Genomic DNA, 15,851 nt, shown 5'->3' with positions numbered 1-15,851 from the left:
GCTTAACAGATCACTTTCCCTGACATTATGCAAAAGCATGCTGAGCTTATTCCCCACATAAAAATACCGACGTAAAAGTCGGTATTTTTAGAAAGCTAAATCAGTTTTTTAACTATTGCGTTTCACTTCTTCAATCAATTGATCCACCACTTGCGGCTCAGCCAAAGTTGAGGTATCCCCTAAACTATCCAGTTCATTGGCAGCAATTTTTCTTAAAATACGGCGCATAATTTTCCCTGAGCGGGTTTTCGGTAACGCAGGCGCCCAGTGCAAAGCATCAGGCGTTGCAATTGGACCCAGAATTTTTCGAACCCAATGAATGAGTTCACGGCGCAATAAATCTGTACTTTCAACACCAGCTTGTAAGGTCACAAAGGCACAAATACCTTGCCCTTTAATGTCATGCGGCATCCCGATGACGGCAGCTTCAGCAACAGCTTCATGGGCAACTAACGCACTTTCAATTTCGGCTGTACCCAATCGATGCCCTGAGACATTGAGAACGTCATCAACACGCCCTGTAATCCAGTAGTAGCCATCTTCATCACGACGTGCACCATCACCAGTAAAATAGGTGCCCGGATAGGTCGAAAAATAAGCTTCAATAAAGCGTTCAGGATCACCCCAGATGGTTCGCATCTGGCCCGGCCATGAATCTTTAATGACTAAATTACCCTCTACAGCGCCTTCAAGCTCTTTGCCATCTGCATCGACAATCGCAGGTTTTACCCCAAAGAATGGACGTGTTGCTGAACCTGGTTTTAAATCGGTTGCACCTGGTAATGGACTAATCATAAAACCGCCGGTTTCTGTCTGCCACCACGTATCTACAACAGGACAACGGCTTTCACCGACCACTGAGTAATACCAGTTCCATGCTTCAGGGTTAATCGGTTCACCTACTGAACCCAGCAAACGTAAGCTACTGCGATCACTTTCACGTACAAATGCATCACCTTCACGCATCATGGCGCGAATGGCTGTCGGTGCGGTATATAAAATCGTGACATTGTGTTTATCGACGATATGTCCTGTACGTGCCCATGTTGGATACTGTGGTACACCTTCAAACATGACCGTAGTCGTTCCATTGGAGAGCGGTCCATACAACACATAGGAATGCCCTGTAATCCAGCCAACATCTGCGGTACACCAGAACACATCATCTTGCTTTATATCAAACACTTCTCGGAAGCTTGAGTTGACATAAGTCAGATAACCACCTGTGGTATGTAAGACCCCTTTGGGTTTTCCAGTCGAACCTGAGGTATACAGGATAAAGAGCGGATCTTCAGCATTCATGGGTTCAGGTGGACAGTCATCAGTGACTGTCATAATTTCCATGTGATACCAAAGGTCACGATCTTGCTTCATCTCAATCGAATTGCCTGTACGGTGAACCACCATCACATGTTCAACTGACTCTGTCCTTGCAATATTCAAAGCAGCATCAACGTTTTCTTTCAGTGGAATTGGCTTACCACCACGCATGCCAGAATCGGCAGTAATCACCATTTTCGCTTGGCTGTCTTCAATACGGCTGGCCAATGAATCAGGTGAGAATCCTCCAAATACTACGCAATGCACGGCACCAATACGTGCACATGCCAACATGGCAATTGCAGCCTCTGAAATCATCGGCATATAAAGCACAACGCGATCGCCTTTGCGAATGCCATGTTTTTTCAATACATTGGCAAAACGGCAAGTTTCATCATGCAATTCAGCAAAAGAAATGATTTTATGACGTGAAGGATGATCGCCTTCCCAAATAATCGCAGGTTTATAAGGATGTTCTTTAAGATGGCGGTCTAAACAGTTGGCACTCAGGTTCAATTGACCATCTGCAAACCATTCAATTTTAAAATTGTCTTTATCAAAACTGGTATTTTTAACCTGAGTAAATGGTTTAATCCAATCTAAACGCTGCGCTTGTTCAGCCCAAAAGCTGTCAGGATCTTCAATAGATTTTTGATAGCGTTCAAAGTACTCAGCTTCGTTGGTACGCGCTGTTTTCTTAAATTCCGCAGGTACTGGGTAGATCTCTTTCATCTTTATATTTCCTTGATCTTCTAGACTCTCATCACGAGAGCTCATGCCACATTTTTGGTTTTTTATATCTGCATCATGTCAGTATGTACTTTGGATTTCAAATCCAACAATAATGCTTTCGTCGTAGATTGATTGGCATAATTAAAAACAGCCTAACACTTGTGGATGGAAGATAGGCAGTAGATAACACATCAGTACACTTTTTTAAGAAAGTGCAGCAGCACAGCATAGGAGATGCCTTAATTTTTTAGCCAAAATCAGGCAAAATAGTGCAAATTTTGATTTCGGAATTCTCGTGGCTGAAAAAAACAATGCTCTAAGCGATGTGACCGAAGGTACATCTCAGCTTTTGCATGATGCAACTGAAAAAACCGCACAAACTGTGCTAGAGCACACAGCTAAATACAACGATGCATATTCAACGATCGATAAGTTTGTCGATGGTTTTTGGGAACGTGTCCCGTATATCTGCATCGCGCTGGTGGTTTTTACAATTTTCTATTTCTTGTCAAAACTCTTTAAGTTCTTTGTTCGCAAAGCCATTGGTGAGCGCAGTTACAGCAAGCAGAACCTTGTATTAGTGCTGAACCGTGTCGGGACATCTGCGATCTTATTCATTGGTTTCTTAATCGCGATGGTCGTTGCCATTCCTGGCTTCACACCAGGTCAGTTAATGAGTGCGTTGGGGATTGGTTCTGTCGCAATCGGTTTCGCGTTTAAGGACATTTTCCAAAACTTACTTTCAGGCGTTCTGATTTTACTTGGCGAACCGTTCAAAATTGGTGACGACATTGTGGTTTCTGGTTTTGAAGGGACAGTTGAAGATATTCAGATCCGCGCAACGTTCCTACGCTCGCCTGAAGGCAAACGTATCGTGATTCCAAACGCAACGGTTTACACCAGTGCCGTGACTGTTGTGACCGCATATACACGCCGTCGTTGTCAGTTTGTGGTGGGTATTGGCTATGAAGATGATATCCAAAAAGCCAAAAATATCATTATGGCGATCTTAGACAAAGATCAATCGATCTTGAGTCAGCCTGCGTTTAGCGTGAATGTCAGCCAACTTGCAGACTTCTCAATTAATCTGACAGTAACGTGGTGGGTTGATACTCAAGAAACAACTACGGGTAACTCAATCAGTGCTGTACAAGAATATGTGATTGAAGCATTTGCTGAACATAGCATTTCAATTCCATACCCTGTTCAAGAAGTTAAAGTTTACCGTGGCGAAGGTGAAGATACTTCAGGTCGCGCTAAACAAACGACCTAATATATAGGGAATCACCGTTTCAGTACGGATAATACGGTTGCCAAGACTCAGTGCTTGGCAACCGTTTTTTATGAGCAGTTCAATTTCATAAGGAATAAATCCGCCTTCCGGACCAATCACAATCGTACAGGCATGATCAATATGTGAGGGCATATTCTCGGCTGCATACGGATGCCCTACATAGGCAGGACAATTCTCGTCAATCAAACCCGGCAGCACATCTTCAACAAAAGGTTTAAAGCGCTTATGTAGCTCGATTTTAGGTGCAATCGTATCTCCCGCCTGCTCCAAACCAAGTTCAACATAATGATCTAATTGCTGTAAAAACGGCGTTTGCCAGTAGCTTTTATCCACGCGATAACTATGAATTAAAATAATTTTTTCGACACCCAAGGTGACTGCATCCATGATCAAGCGACGTAGAACCTTGGGACGTGGCAAAGCTACAATTAACGTGACAGGTAACTTTTTGGGAACTATTTCTTCATGTAGTGGTTTAATTTTGACAGCTTTATCCGTGATTTCGACAATTTCAGTTAGATAGCGTTTGCCTTCACGAATCCCAACTTTCAGCGTATCCCCAACTTGAATGCCCAAATGCTGCTGCAAATGCTCAATCTGACGTTTAGAAGTAATAGACCATACATCTGCTTCAGTTTGCCGAGGGTCAAGAAGAACGATATTCATAAAAATAAGAAGACCAAAATATATTTCACCCTATATAGACCTAGAGAGTTGGCGACAGGGATGTCGCCCGTATTGCTGAGGGATAGGACATCCCTTCAGCAATACAAAAGATATTTGCTACTTTGGATCTTTCCAAAGTAGAAACACCTCAGATATAACATTGATTTTTTACAAACGTTCAATGATGATCATTGATTAAAGATATTGATCAATCACCTGAATATGCTTATGTAAAGCACCTTGATTCTGCTGCATAATCTTTTGAGCTGCATCATTTAAACGCTGTGCCTTATCAGCATTCACCAAAATATCCAACATCGTCTGTGCAGCGTGCTGAGCATCATTTACCACTTCAACTGCTTGCGCTTCCACAAACTCATCTACAATCGTTTGGAAATTAAAATAATTCTTACCTAACAATGTAGGTACCTGACAGGCAATGGGTTCCAAAATATTATGTCCCCCGCCTGGTTCATTGAGTGAACCGCCCACATAACAGACTTGACTTAAGCAATACCACAGCCATAACTCACCCATGGAATCCGCCAAATAGACTTGCGTATCAGATTGAATCGTCTCGCCCAAACTGCGACGCTGGGTTTGCAGTCCTAAGCGCTGTGCAGCTTCAAAAACTTCATCGAACCGTTCAGGATGACGTGGAACAACTATACACACTAACGATGAATCTTGAATTAAAGCAGATTTGAGTTCTGCCAAAATCTCTTTTTCTTCAGGAGCATGGGTACTGGCAAGCAGCAAGACTTTTCGGTTGTGCAGCTGCCAGTCTTGCACCAATACTTTTGCCCGCTCAATAAAACTTTGAGGGGCTGTAATATCAAACTTCACACTGCCGAGCACATGGGTTTTATTTGGTACTGCGCCCAACGCAAGAAAGCGCTGATAAGACGATTGATCTTGTGCTAAAAGCTGCGTTAGCCCTTTTAACATGGGCACGGTCAGACTTTTTACTTTGCCATAACCTTTGGCAGATTTTTCGGAAAGACGGGCATTTAATAAAATACATGGCACATGAAAGGCTTGCGCCTGATCAATTAAATTTGGCCACAATTCTGTTTCCATCAGCAGTAATAGTTTTGGCTGATACTTCTGATAAAACGCTTGAATGAGATGCTTTTGATCTGCAGGCAAATACACAGCTTGAAATTGATCGAGATATGGTGCTTTTTCAAAAAGTGCTTTGGCACGTGCCTGCCCTGTTTTGGTGGTATTGGTCACCAATACCTTTTGTCCTTGCTTCAGATAATGCTCAATAATCGGTTGTGCTGCATTGGTTTCCCCTACGGATACCACATGGAACCAAATGGCATGTTGATTTTTTGGGGTCTGAAAAGGACCAAAACGTTCTAATAATTCTTGTTGTAGCTGCTCAGGACTTTCCGCACGTTTACGCAGACGTGATTGATATAAGGGTTTAATCAGCGCTAAAGCAGTGTTATACCAAAATGGAGTAGCCAAATGACTCACCGAAACAGATTCAATCGGCAAAATATAACAGAGCCGCAGCGACATGTTAATCACTGCGGCTATTTTTCATCGACCGATCTTATGATTTAAAGTTGTTCTAAAGTTGGATAATCAATATAGCCTTCAGCCACATTGGTCCCAATCATATTTTCAAGTTTGAGTTCATTGAGTGGTGCATCTTGAACCAATCGCTCATAAAGATCTGGATTGGCAATATACGCTTTACCAAAGGCTACAGCATCTGCTTTACCCGATTGCAGTAAATGAATGGCATCGTCACGGCTTAGACGCATATTTGCAATGTATGGCACACCATTCGAACGCTGCTTCATATACTCAGAAATACTGTCTTCTGCCAAATATTCACGGGTAAAGAAGAACGCAATTTGACGTTTACCCAATTGCTCCATTGCATAGCCAAAGGTTTCACGTGGATCATCATCACCCATATCATGTTCATCACCACGTGGTGCAAGATGCACCCCAACACGATCTGCGCCCCAAACTTCAATCAGTTGGTCAACCACTTCAAGTAAGAAACGTGCGCGGTTTTCAACTGAACCACCGTATTCATCTTCTCTTTTATTGGTTTTCGTTTGCAGGAATTGATCAATGAGATAACCATTCGCAGCATGCAATTCAACGCCATCAAACCCTGCTTCTTTGGCACGAATCGCGGCTTGTTTGAATTGTTCTGTAATCGCATGAATTTCTTTAATTTCAAGCGGACGCGGTAACACATAAGGACGTTTTGGACGCAATAAACTCACAAGCCCTGCTTGTTGCACACTACTCGCTGAAACAGGTGTTTCACCATTCAATAATTCAGGATCCGATACACGTCCGACATGCCAAAGCTGAGCGACAATTAAACCACCTTTATCGTGTACAGCTTGCGTGACTTTTTTCCAGCCCTCAACTTGTGCATCTGTAAAAAGTCCCGGGGTATTTAAATAGCCATTGGCTTCTTCAGAAATTACCGTTGCTTCAGAGATGATTAAGCCGCTACTGGCACGCTGTGCATAGTACTCGACCATCATGTCAGTCGGCACACGATCAGGGGTCGCACGACTACGCGTCAATGGCGCCATAATGACACGGTTCTTAAGTGCAAGCGCACCCAACGTTAAAGGGGTATTTAATTCAGCCATTCTGACTCCAGCCTCTAAGATTTAGAGGTGTTGTTGTAGATGTTCGATGTATTGCTGAATCAAAGTTTCGTTGCGGGAGAAATATGACCACTGCCCATGCTTATTGGCAGTAATAAGACCTGCCTGCTGTAAAACAGACAAATGATTTGACATGGTGGACTGAGAGACTTGTCCTAAACGTTCAATCTGCCCTGCACATACACCACGCGAAAAATCCAGACATTCTTCTTCTGGAAAATATTGTGCAGGAGTTTTCAACCACTGCAAAATTTGACGACGCGTCGGGTTAGATAGTGCTTTATAAATCAGATCAACGTCCATAATCACTCATATCAATACGATGAATGCCATTGGCAACGAAACGATTCAGCCTGCAAATCATTATATCGTATTTTTTCGATTTATATATCGAATATTTTAGATATATCGTTTCAAACTGTATCGCTTCAAAGCCGACTCAAGGTCTGCTTACAGACCTTGTTTTAAACTTGCTTCAATAAATTTGTCTAAGTCGCCGTCTAGAACCGCACCTGTGTTTGAGTTTTCAACACCTGTACGTAAGTCCTTAATACGTGAGTCATCCAACACATAAGAACGGATTTGGCTACCCCAACCGATGTCAGACTTAGTATCTTCAAGAGCTTGAGCGGCTTCATTACGTTTTTTCATCTCTAGTTCATAGAGTTTTGCACGTAATTGTTTCCATGCATGGTCACGGTTGGCATGTTGTGAACGCTGGTTCTGACACGCCACCACAATACCTGTGGGTGCGTGAGTTAAACGCACGGCAGAATCAGTTTTGTTAATGTGCTGACCACCCGCACCTGATGCACGGTAAGTATCGGTACGAACATCTGCAGGGTTAATTTCAATCTCGATATTATCGTCAACTTCTGGTGAAACGAACACAGCCGAGAATGAGGTATGGCGACGGTTACCCGAGTCGAATGGTGACTTACGCACTAGACGATGTACGCCTGATTCAGTACGCAACCAACCATAAGCATACTCACCTTCAACACGAATCGTAGCAGATTTAATCCCCGCAACATCCCCGTCAGATTCTTCCATGACTTCTGCTTTAAAGCCATGACGCTCAATCCAACGCAAATACATACGAAGTAACATTGAAGCCCAATCCTGTGCTTCTGTACCGCCTGAACCTGCCTGAATTTCAACATAGCAAGGGTTCGGATCCATCGGATTGTTAAACATACGGCGGAATTCTAACTTCGCTAATTCTTCTTCAGCTGCAGTTAATTCTGCTTGTACATCTGCCAGCATTTCTTCTTCATCAGCTTCTACAGCCAAATCCAACATTGCTTGTGCATCTTCAAGTTGAGTCGACAAACCATCTAAAACATTAATAACGTTTTCAAGTTCGCCTTTTTCTTTCGCCATCGCTTGCGCACGATTTTGATCATTCCAGATTGCAGGATCTTCTAATTCACGTAGAACTTCTTCTAAACGTTCTTTTTTCAGATCGTAGTCAAAGATACCCCCGTAAGGTTTGACCACGTTCGCTTAAGTCTTTTAGCTGCAATAGATACGGATTAATTTCCACGTGAATTCTCTCAATCAAAATAAGGCTTAAATCTGTAGCCGCATATTATATCACAGTCCATTCTGGCATTTTGAATCCACTTTTACTGCTAAATTAGAGTCATTTTGAGACATCTATTCTTCTATTTTTTACATCTTTTCTATTTTTCTTCATCATGTTTGCTATAAGACAAAAATTAAAAATTTAGTATCAAGATATGTCTAAGCCATCCAAGTAAAATTAGAATTCAACTCAGGATTGAATAAGATAAATAGAGATTAATCTTTGAGAAAACTTTGTAGTGAATTAACTGAAACAACCTCTTATAAAATAGTTTATTTTTTAAACATTTTCTTTAAATTCCACAATATATCCACATTTTTAATAAAACAAAACATAGTATTTTTCAATATATATTTCAGTAAGTTAAATGATAAAAATTACATAACATTACGCTACTGACATTATGGTAACGCTTGCTGCGTTGACACATTTTTGTTTTCGTCTAGACTAAAAGTTGTAACAAGAAATGTATGAAAATCAGCCAAATTTCAGAGGGGAGTATCCGTATGAAAAAATTAGCAATCGCTTCAGCACTTTTATCAGCTTTAGCAATCAGCGGTACTGCAAATGCGTACCAAGCAGAAGTTGGTGCATCAGCAGGTCTAATCGATCCAGATAACGGTAGCTCAAGTGGCTCATTTGGTGTAGACGGCAAATACTACTTCAATCCTGTACAAACACGTAATGCGCCACTTGCAGAAGCTGCGTTCTTAGACCGCGCGAGCAACGTAGGTGCAAAATATCAATATGACGAAGTTGGTGATGATGAACGTCATCAATATGGCGTAAGTGCTGAATATTTCGTTCCAAATTCTGACTTCTATGTAAGTGGTAATGTTGGACGTGATGACCGTAAATATGCTTCTGGCGCTGACTTCGATGAAACAGTTTACGGTGCCGAAGTTGGTTACCTTCCTGCTCCAGGTTTATTAATCGCTGCAGGTGTTAAAGGCTATGACAACGATTATGACGATGGTGTCGACCCAACTTTACGTGCGAAATACGTAACCACTTTATCGAATGGTAAAGACATCAACTTAGAAGCGGGTGCAGCTTTCGGTGACCTAGATGAATACAATCTAGCTGCAGACTACTACATCGATAAAACATTGAGTGTTGGTGTGGATTACTACAGCAAAGACACTGGTCCTGCAGATACGAACGAATTCGGTGTAAGTGCTCGTAAGTTCTTTACATCACAAGTGAGCCTTGAAGGTCGCGTAGGCTTTGGTGAGATTGGTAACAATGACTACAACAAGTTTGGTGTAGCTGCGAAATACCGTTTCTAATCGCTAAAAATTTTATTTCCCAGAAAAGCTCATCTTCGGATGGGCTTTTTTATTGACCTAAATAATTAAATTTCGGAATATTTTGCACATTTAAGATGCATTTTTTGTCTGTACAATCAGCTCGCTGTCATTTGACAGGTATTTTTATAACAAACCGAGATTTTTATTCATGTTAAAACAACTTGCTCTTGCGACTGCTTTGGTCGCTACTTTTGGGACAGCTCATGCCTATCAAGCTGAATTAGGCGGAACAATTGCCTTAGTTGATCCAGACAATGGTGATTCTTCGACTGGGTTTGCAGTTGATGGAACTTATTACTTCAATCCTGTTCAAGTAAAAAATTCACCATTAAATGAAGCCGCTTTTTTAAATCGTTCAAGCAATATCAACGCTGAAATTTCTTATATTGACTATGATGCCTATGACCTGACAACTTTTGGTTTAGGTGTTGAATACTACGTACCAAATTCTGATTTTTATGTCAGTGGTAACATCGGACAATTCAGCGAAGATACCCCGATCGGTGATTTTGACACGACTGTCTATGCAGCTGAAGTAGGTTATTTACCTGCACCAGGTTTACTACTTGCTCTTGGTTTACAAGGCTATGATAACGATCTTGGCGATAATGTTGACCCAACGATTCGTGCTAAGTATGTCACTAAAGTGGGTGCTTATGATATGAACTTCGAGGGTGGTGCTACTTTTGGAGATTTAGATGCTTATCAACTTGGAGCAGATCTTTATCTCGATAAAACTTTAAGTGTGGGTCTCGGCTTCTCTGACAGTGAGCTTGAAGGGAGTGATGTCTTCACAATTCGCGCTAAGAAATTCTTTAACCAACAAGTCAGTGTTGAAGGTTCAATTAACTTTGCCGATGAAGGCAACATCTTAGCTGTACGTGGGGCTTACCGCTTCTAATCCTTAATCAATTGAAAGATAAAAAACCGCTCAATTGAGCGGTTTTTTTATTGTTCCAAATGCATAATTCGCATCTGTAAACTGACGTTGCCATTAAATACGTTTTTGTCTAGTTCATACACCAGTCGCACATCTTTCATAGGGTTAAATTCATATTTATCTGCTGCATTAAATGCGATGGCATCAACAACTTGACCATTTTCCAAGCCAACACGCAATTTCAGATGCACGTCTTTGAGCCAGCGATAATCCAAGACTTTAAAAATGCCATCAAAAATAGGTTGAGGGAATTTCTGTCCCCACGGGCTTAGATTTTGCAGTAAATCAACTGTTTCTATTTGAAACACGCTGGCAGGTAATTCACCATCTGTCCATAAAGTAGCAGTAAATAAACTCTCATCCATGCTGCCAATTAACTGTTCAAAAATCTGTTTAAACTCAATAAAATGCTCTTTTTTAATAGTGAGCCCTGCTGCTGCTGCATGCCCACCAAAATGACTCACCAAATGCGGGTATTGCTCTGCGACACGTTCAATCATATCTCGAATATGAATCCCTTCAATTGAACGTGCAGAACCTTTGATATGTACGCCATCTTCATCCGCAGCAAAAACAATACTTGGGCGATGAAACTGCTCTTTTAGGCGTCCTGCGACAATCCCGATTACTCCTTGATGCCATGATGGTTCAAACATAATCAAAGCAGCAGGAAGTTCATTTTCATTGAGTTGAATTTGGTCAAGTTCTTTGAGCGCTTCTTGCTTCATTTTGCTTTCAACTTGACGGCGTTCAACGTTAAGTTGATTCAGCTGTTCAGCAAGTGGATATGCAGTTGCTAAGTCTTGAGCCAATAAACACTCAATACCAATATCCATTGTTTCCATGCGCCCTGCGGCATTAATGCGTGGACCAATTACAAAACCTAAATCTTGGGCTTTTAATCCAGCGGGATCACGCCCGGCAATCTCAAGCAGTGCACTAATCCCGGGACGGCACAGATGCTGCTGAATTTTCTTGAGACCCGCATCGACTAAAATTCGGTTGTTATAGTCCAAACTTGCTACATCGGCATAAGTGCCAAGTGCGACCAAGTCTAGATAATTCGTCATCTGTGCAAACAATTTACCTTGTTTTTTACGTTGACTCGACAAATTCGCAAGTACGTAAAAGGCAACGCCAACCCCTGCCAACGCTTTACTTGGAAACTCACAACCAAGCTGATTTGGATTCACCACTGCTTCAGCATTCGGCGTTGGCTTAGTCGTCAAATGATGATCGGTAATGATGACTTGCATGCCATGATCTTGAGCCTGCTTCACCCCTTCATGACTGGAAATCCCATTATCTACGGTAATCAGTAAATCGGGGGTAAAGTTTGCAAATGCCAAATCTGCAATCGCAGGTGTGAGACCATAACCATACTTAAAACGATCAGGAACAAGATAATGTACATCTGCACCCATCTCGCGTAATGCCAGTATCATTAGAGCCGTACTGGTGGCACCATCAGCATCATAATCACCAACAATCACAATCTTTTTATGCTGATCAATGGTTTGGTCAATCAGTTGAATGGCTTCAGTTAAGCCTTTCATGCTCGGTGCGAGTAGATGCTTCAGTTTCAGTTCTAATTCTTGTTCAGATTCCACACCTCGACGTGCCAAAATTTCGGCAACAAAAGAAGGCACGCCCTGAAAGGATTCAGGGCGTGTAATAAAAGGTCTCTGCTTGATTTCAAGTTTTGGCATTTATGGCATCAATCGTTGTAATTTCCACGCACCGTCGATTTTTTCATAACACAAACGGTCATGCAAACGGTTTGGCCGACCTTGCCAGAACTCGTAATAATCTGGCTCAATGCGGTAACCACCCCAAAACTGAGGTTTATCCAAACTTGCTTTCTGCTCAACGCGATCATGCAAATCTTGGAAGCGTTGCTGTAATTCTTCACGGCTCGCAATCACACCACTTTGCGGCGTACTGATATGTGCTGCAATTTGGCTGTCACGTGGACGCTTGTGGTAGTAATCTGTCGATTCTTCTTCAGAAATTTTGACCACACGACCTGAGATTCGAATTTGACGCTCTTGCTCCGCCCAATAAAACAGAATTTGCGCATAAGGATTAACTGCCAAGTCCAAGCCTTTTTGACTGTCATAGTTGGTATAAAATGCATAGCCCTGTTCATCTGCACCACGTAACAAGACTGTACGCACATGTGGACGGCCATCTTGACTTGCTGTCGCTAAAGACATGGCATAGGGTTCATGGAGCTGTGCTTCTAAGGCATGATTAAACCATAGTAAGAATTGCTCATGAGGATTTGCATTCACTTGTTCTTCATGAAGCTCACCTTTTTGATAGCTTAAACGCAGTTCACTCAAATCTTTAATCAGGTCGCTCATTTCACCCTCTCCGTTTAAGCAGCATTGGCACGTACAGCATCCGCAAGCTGATGTGCAAGTGTATCGACTTCTGCTAAATCTTCACCTTCAACCATGACACGAATTACAGGTTCAGTTCCTGACTTACGAATCAGTAATCGACCACGACCTTTGAGTTGCTCTTCTGCTTTTGCAAATTCAGCAGCCAATGCAGGCACTGAATACGGGTCAAACATCGCATCTAAACGCACATTCACAAGCACATTAGGGAGAAGTTTAAAGTCAGCCACAAGTTCATGCAGTGCTTTGCCCTGTTCCACCATGACCGTTAAGACTTGAAGTGCTGCGATAATTGCATCACCTGTCGTACTCTTGTCTAAAGTTAAGATGTGACCAGAAGGCTCACCACCAATTACCCAGCCTTTTTCTTCTAGACCTTGTAAGACATAACGGTCACCAACTTTAGCACGCAGCAGTTCTACCCCTGCTTTTTCAAGTGCAAGCTCAAGTGCCATGTTACTCATTAAGGTACCGACAATACCCGCTGGCTTATGTTTGGCTTGAGTGGCAAGGATATACAGAATATGGTCACCCGTGATTTGTTCACCGTTTTTGTCGACCATAATCACACGGTCTGCATCACCATCAAAGGCAATCCCTAAATCCGCACCGCGCTCAACCACAACTTGTTGTAAATGTTCAGGATGTGTCGAACCACAGCCATCATTAATATTTAAGCCTGTTGGTTCATCGTGAATGGCAACCACTTTTGCACCAAGCTCACGGAAAACAGCTGGTCCGACGTTATAGGCAGCACCATTAGCACAATCGACCACAATCGTAAGATCGTTTAAATCTAAATGGTATGGGAATGTTGATTTACAAAATTCGATATAGCGACCATTGGCATCTTTCACTCGGAAGCTCTTACCTAAGTTCGCCGTGTCTTCAATGACTAACTCTTTTTCGAGTTCTTGATTGATTTCTTCCTGCAAACTATCAGGTAATTTTTTACCTTCGCTAGAGAAGAACTTAATCCCATTATCGAAATATGGGTTGTGTGATGCTGAAATCACAATCCCTAAACTTGCATGTAAAGCTCGGGTTAAATGTGCAATGGCTGGTGTTGGTAATGGACCAAGTAAATGCACATAAACACCTGCAGCATTTAAACCTGCTTGTAATGCAGACTCTAAGATATAGCCAGACAAACGAGTATCTTTACCCAACACAACAACAGGTTTTGCTTTTTTACTATGTCGTTTTAGCACTTTACCCGCAGCGAAACCTAATTTCAGGGCAAATTCAGGTGTAATTGGCAATACGCCAAATTTTCCGCGAATGCCGTCAGTACCAAAATAACTCATACATGTCTCACTTCTTAGAGCATGGCTCTCGCCACGCATTTTTTCATTGTGTAACACTTTACACCAAAACAAAAAAACCGTCATTTACATGACGGCTTTTTGGATCACAATTACAAGAAATTAGCCAACGCGATAGTTTGGCGCTTCTTTCGTAATAGTGACATCGTGTACGTGAGATTCAGACATACCTGCTGATGTGATTTTCACGAATTTCGCATTTTGACGAAGGTCTTCGATCACAGCAGAACCGGTATAACCCATAGATGAACGTAGACCGCCCATCATTTGATGCACGATGTTACCCATTGGGCCTTTGTAAGGTACACGACCTTCAATACCTTCTGGTACAAGTTTCTCAGCACCTGCTTTAGAGTCTTGGAAGTAACGGTCAGCAGAACCTGTTGCACCTGCCATCGCACCCAATGAACCCATACCACGGTATGCTTTGTAGTAACGACCTTGGAAGAATTCAACTTCACCTGGTGCTTCTTCAGTACCCGCAAGAAGTGAGCCGACCATAATTGTACTTGCACCCGCACCAATCGCTTTTGCCATATCACCTGAGAAGCGGATACCACCATCAGCGATCAATGGAATTTGATCTTTTAATGCATTTGCGACAGAGTCGATTGCCGAAATTTGTGGCATACCGATACCAGCAACGATACGTGTTGTACAAATTGAACCAGGACCAATACCGACTTTAACCGCATCCGCACCTGCATCAAGAAGTGCAAGCGCAGCATCGCCAGTTGCAATGTTACCGCCAATGACTTGGACTTGTGGGTAGTTTGCTTTTACCCAACGAACGCGTTCAATTACACCCGCAGAGTGACCGTGTGCAGTATCGACCACAATCGCATCTACACCTGCTTCAACCAATGCTTCAACACGGCTTGGTGTTTCTGCACCTGTACCCACCGCAGCACCAACACGTAAACGACCTAAGTCATCTTTACAGCTGTTTGGATAAAGCTCTGCTTTACGGAAATCAGTTACCGTAATCAAACCTTTAAGTTCGTTATTTTCACCAACAACGATCACTTTTTCGATACGGTTTTTTTGCAATAACGCTTGGATATTTTCTTTTGATTCGTGTTCGCGAACTGTTACCAGACGATCTTGACCTGTCATGATGTTGCTAACAGGTTGTTCAAGATTGGTTTCAAAGCGTGTATCACGACCTGTCACGATACCGACAACTTTGCCATCCTTAACTACAGGTACACCGCTGATGTTGTTCGCTTGCGTGATTGCAATCAACTCACGAACAGTTGTTTCAGGGGTTACTGTAATCGGATCTTTCACCATACCGGCTTCAAATTTTTTCACGCGGCGAACTTCTGCAGCTTGTGCAGCAATATCCATGTTTTTATGCAGGATACCGATACCACCATTTTGCGCCATCGCAATTGCCATACGTGACTCAGTCACAGTATCCATAGCAGCAGACACAAGAGGGATATTTAAGTTAATTCCACGAGTAAAACGTGTCTTTAGGGAGACATCTTTTGGGAGAACAGTAGAGTAGGCAGGGAGTAATAGGACATCATCGAAGGTTAACGCTTCTTGAACGATGGTCAACATAACAGTCTCACTGGTAATTTCCGTGCGCTATTATAAACAAATTTAGCT

At 42.3% G+C, this 15,851-nt stretch carries 13 protein-coding genes; 3 read left to right on the top strand and 10 right to left on the bottom strand.

Annotation, left to right across the window (positions count from 1 at the left end; genetic code table 11):
• Positions 1-108 precede the first annotated feature (108 nt).
• Positions 109-2,052, bottom strand: a complete 1,944-nt coding sequence (acs, locus tag A3K93_RS00265) for an acetate--CoA ligase (protein ID WP_067727881.1) — start codon at positions 2,050-2,052, stop codon at positions 109-111.
• Between the two features lie 295 nt (positions 2,053-2,347).
• Between acs and A3K93_RS00260 the strand changes: the two genes are divergently transcribed.
• Entirely contained in the window at positions 2,348-3,325 is a 978-nt protein-coding gene (locus tag A3K93_RS00260; protein ID WP_067727880.1) for a mechanosensitive ion channel family protein, read from the top strand.
• On the opposite strand, the gene A3K93_RS00255 is transcribed toward A3K93_RS00260, so the two are convergent.
• From A3K93_RS00255 to prfB, 5 genes are all read right to left on the bottom strand, one after another.
• On the bottom strand, positions 3,299-4,012 hold the full coding sequence (locus A3K93_RS00255; RefSeq protein WP_067727879.1) for a 16S rRNA (uracil(1498)-N(3))-methyltransferase: 714 nt from the start codon (positions 4,010-4,012) through the stop codon (positions 3,299-3,301). The genes A3K93_RS00260 and A3K93_RS00255 overlap by 27 nt on opposite strands.
• Positions 4,013-4,207: 195 nt before the next feature.
• A complete protein-coding gene (locus tag A3K93_RS00250) occupies positions 4,208-5,488 on the bottom strand; it encodes a 3-deoxy-D-manno-octulosonic acid transferase (RefSeq protein ID WP_171255075.1) in 1,281 nt (426 codons plus the stop codon).
• Between the two features lie 95 nt (positions 5,489-5,583).
• Entirely contained in the window at positions 5,584-6,648 is a 1,065-nt protein-coding gene (locus tag A3K93_RS00245) for an alkene reductase (protein ID WP_067727877.1), read from the bottom strand.
• A 21-nt stretch (positions 6,649-6,669) separates the two neighbouring features.
• Entirely contained in the window at positions 6,670-6,969 is a 300-nt protein-coding gene (locus A3K93_RS00240; RefSeq protein ID WP_067727876.1) for an ArsR/SmtB family transcription factor, read from the bottom strand.
• Between the two features lie 147 nt (positions 6,970-7,116).
• A protein-coding gene (gene prfB, locus A3K93_RS00235; RefSeq protein ID WP_101494804.1) for a peptide chain release factor 2 occupies positions 7,117-8,212 on the bottom strand; the annotation gives its coding sequence in 2 pieces (ribosomal slippage) (positions 7,117-8,139 and positions 8,141-8,212; 1,095 coding nt in all).
• A 548-nt stretch (positions 8,213-8,760) separates the two neighbouring features.
• Between prfB and A3K93_RS00230 the strand changes: the two genes are divergently transcribed.
• Together A3K93_RS00230 and A3K93_RS00225 are read left to right on the top strand one after the other, a co-directional pair.
• Entirely contained in the window at positions 8,761-9,543 is a 783-nt protein-coding gene (locus A3K93_RS00230; protein ID WP_067727874.1) for a putative porin, read from the top strand.
• A 169-nt stretch (positions 9,544-9,712) separates the two neighbouring features.
• Positions 9,713-10,465 (top strand): putative porin, encoded by a 753-nt coding sequence (locus A3K93_RS00225; RefSeq protein WP_067727872.1) that lies wholly within the window; start codon positions 9,713-9,715, stop codon positions 10,463-10,465.
• A 47-nt stretch (positions 10,466-10,512) separates the two neighbouring features.
• Here the strand turns inward: A3K93_RS00225 and recJ are convergent, their stop codons facing one another.
• The 4 genes from recJ to guaB all read right to left on the bottom strand — a co-directional run bounded on the left by recJ (position 10,513) and on the right by guaB (position 15,803).
• Entirely contained in the window at positions 10,513-12,213 is a 1,701-nt protein-coding gene (gene recJ / locus A3K93_RS00220) for a single-stranded-DNA-specific exonuclease RecJ (protein ID WP_067727870.1), read from the bottom strand.
• Positions 12,214-12,870 carry a pyridoxamine 5'-phosphate oxidase gene (gene pdxH / locus A3K93_RS00215; RefSeq protein ID WP_067727868.1) on the bottom strand — a complete coding sequence of 219 codons (657 nt, stop codon included), beginning with the start codon at positions 12,868-12,870 and terminating at the stop codon, positions 12,214-12,216. It lies immediately after the preceding gene.
• Between the two features lie 14 nt (positions 12,871-12,884).
• Entirely contained in the window at positions 12,885-14,216 is a 1,332-nt protein-coding gene (glmM, locus tag A3K93_RS00210; protein ID WP_067727866.1) for a phosphoglucosamine mutase, read from the bottom strand.
• Positions 14,217-14,336: 120 nt separating this feature from the next.
• The gene (gene guaB, locus A3K93_RS00205; RefSeq protein ID WP_067727864.1) at positions 14,337-15,803 is read right to left on the bottom strand and encodes an IMP dehydrogenase; all 1,467 of its coding nucleotides are present in this window, start codon (positions 15,801-15,803) and stop codon (positions 14,337-14,339) included.
• Between the last annotated feature and the right edge of the window lie 48 nt (positions 15,804-15,851).

This window comes from Acinetobacter sp. NCu2D-2 (assembly GCF_001647675.1).
Lineage (GTDB): Bacteria > Pseudomonadota > Gammaproteobacteria > Pseudomonadales > Moraxellaceae > Acinetobacter.
The sequence above is the reverse complement of the archived record's forward strand: the minus strand, read 5'-3'. Positions and strand labels throughout refer to the sequence as shown.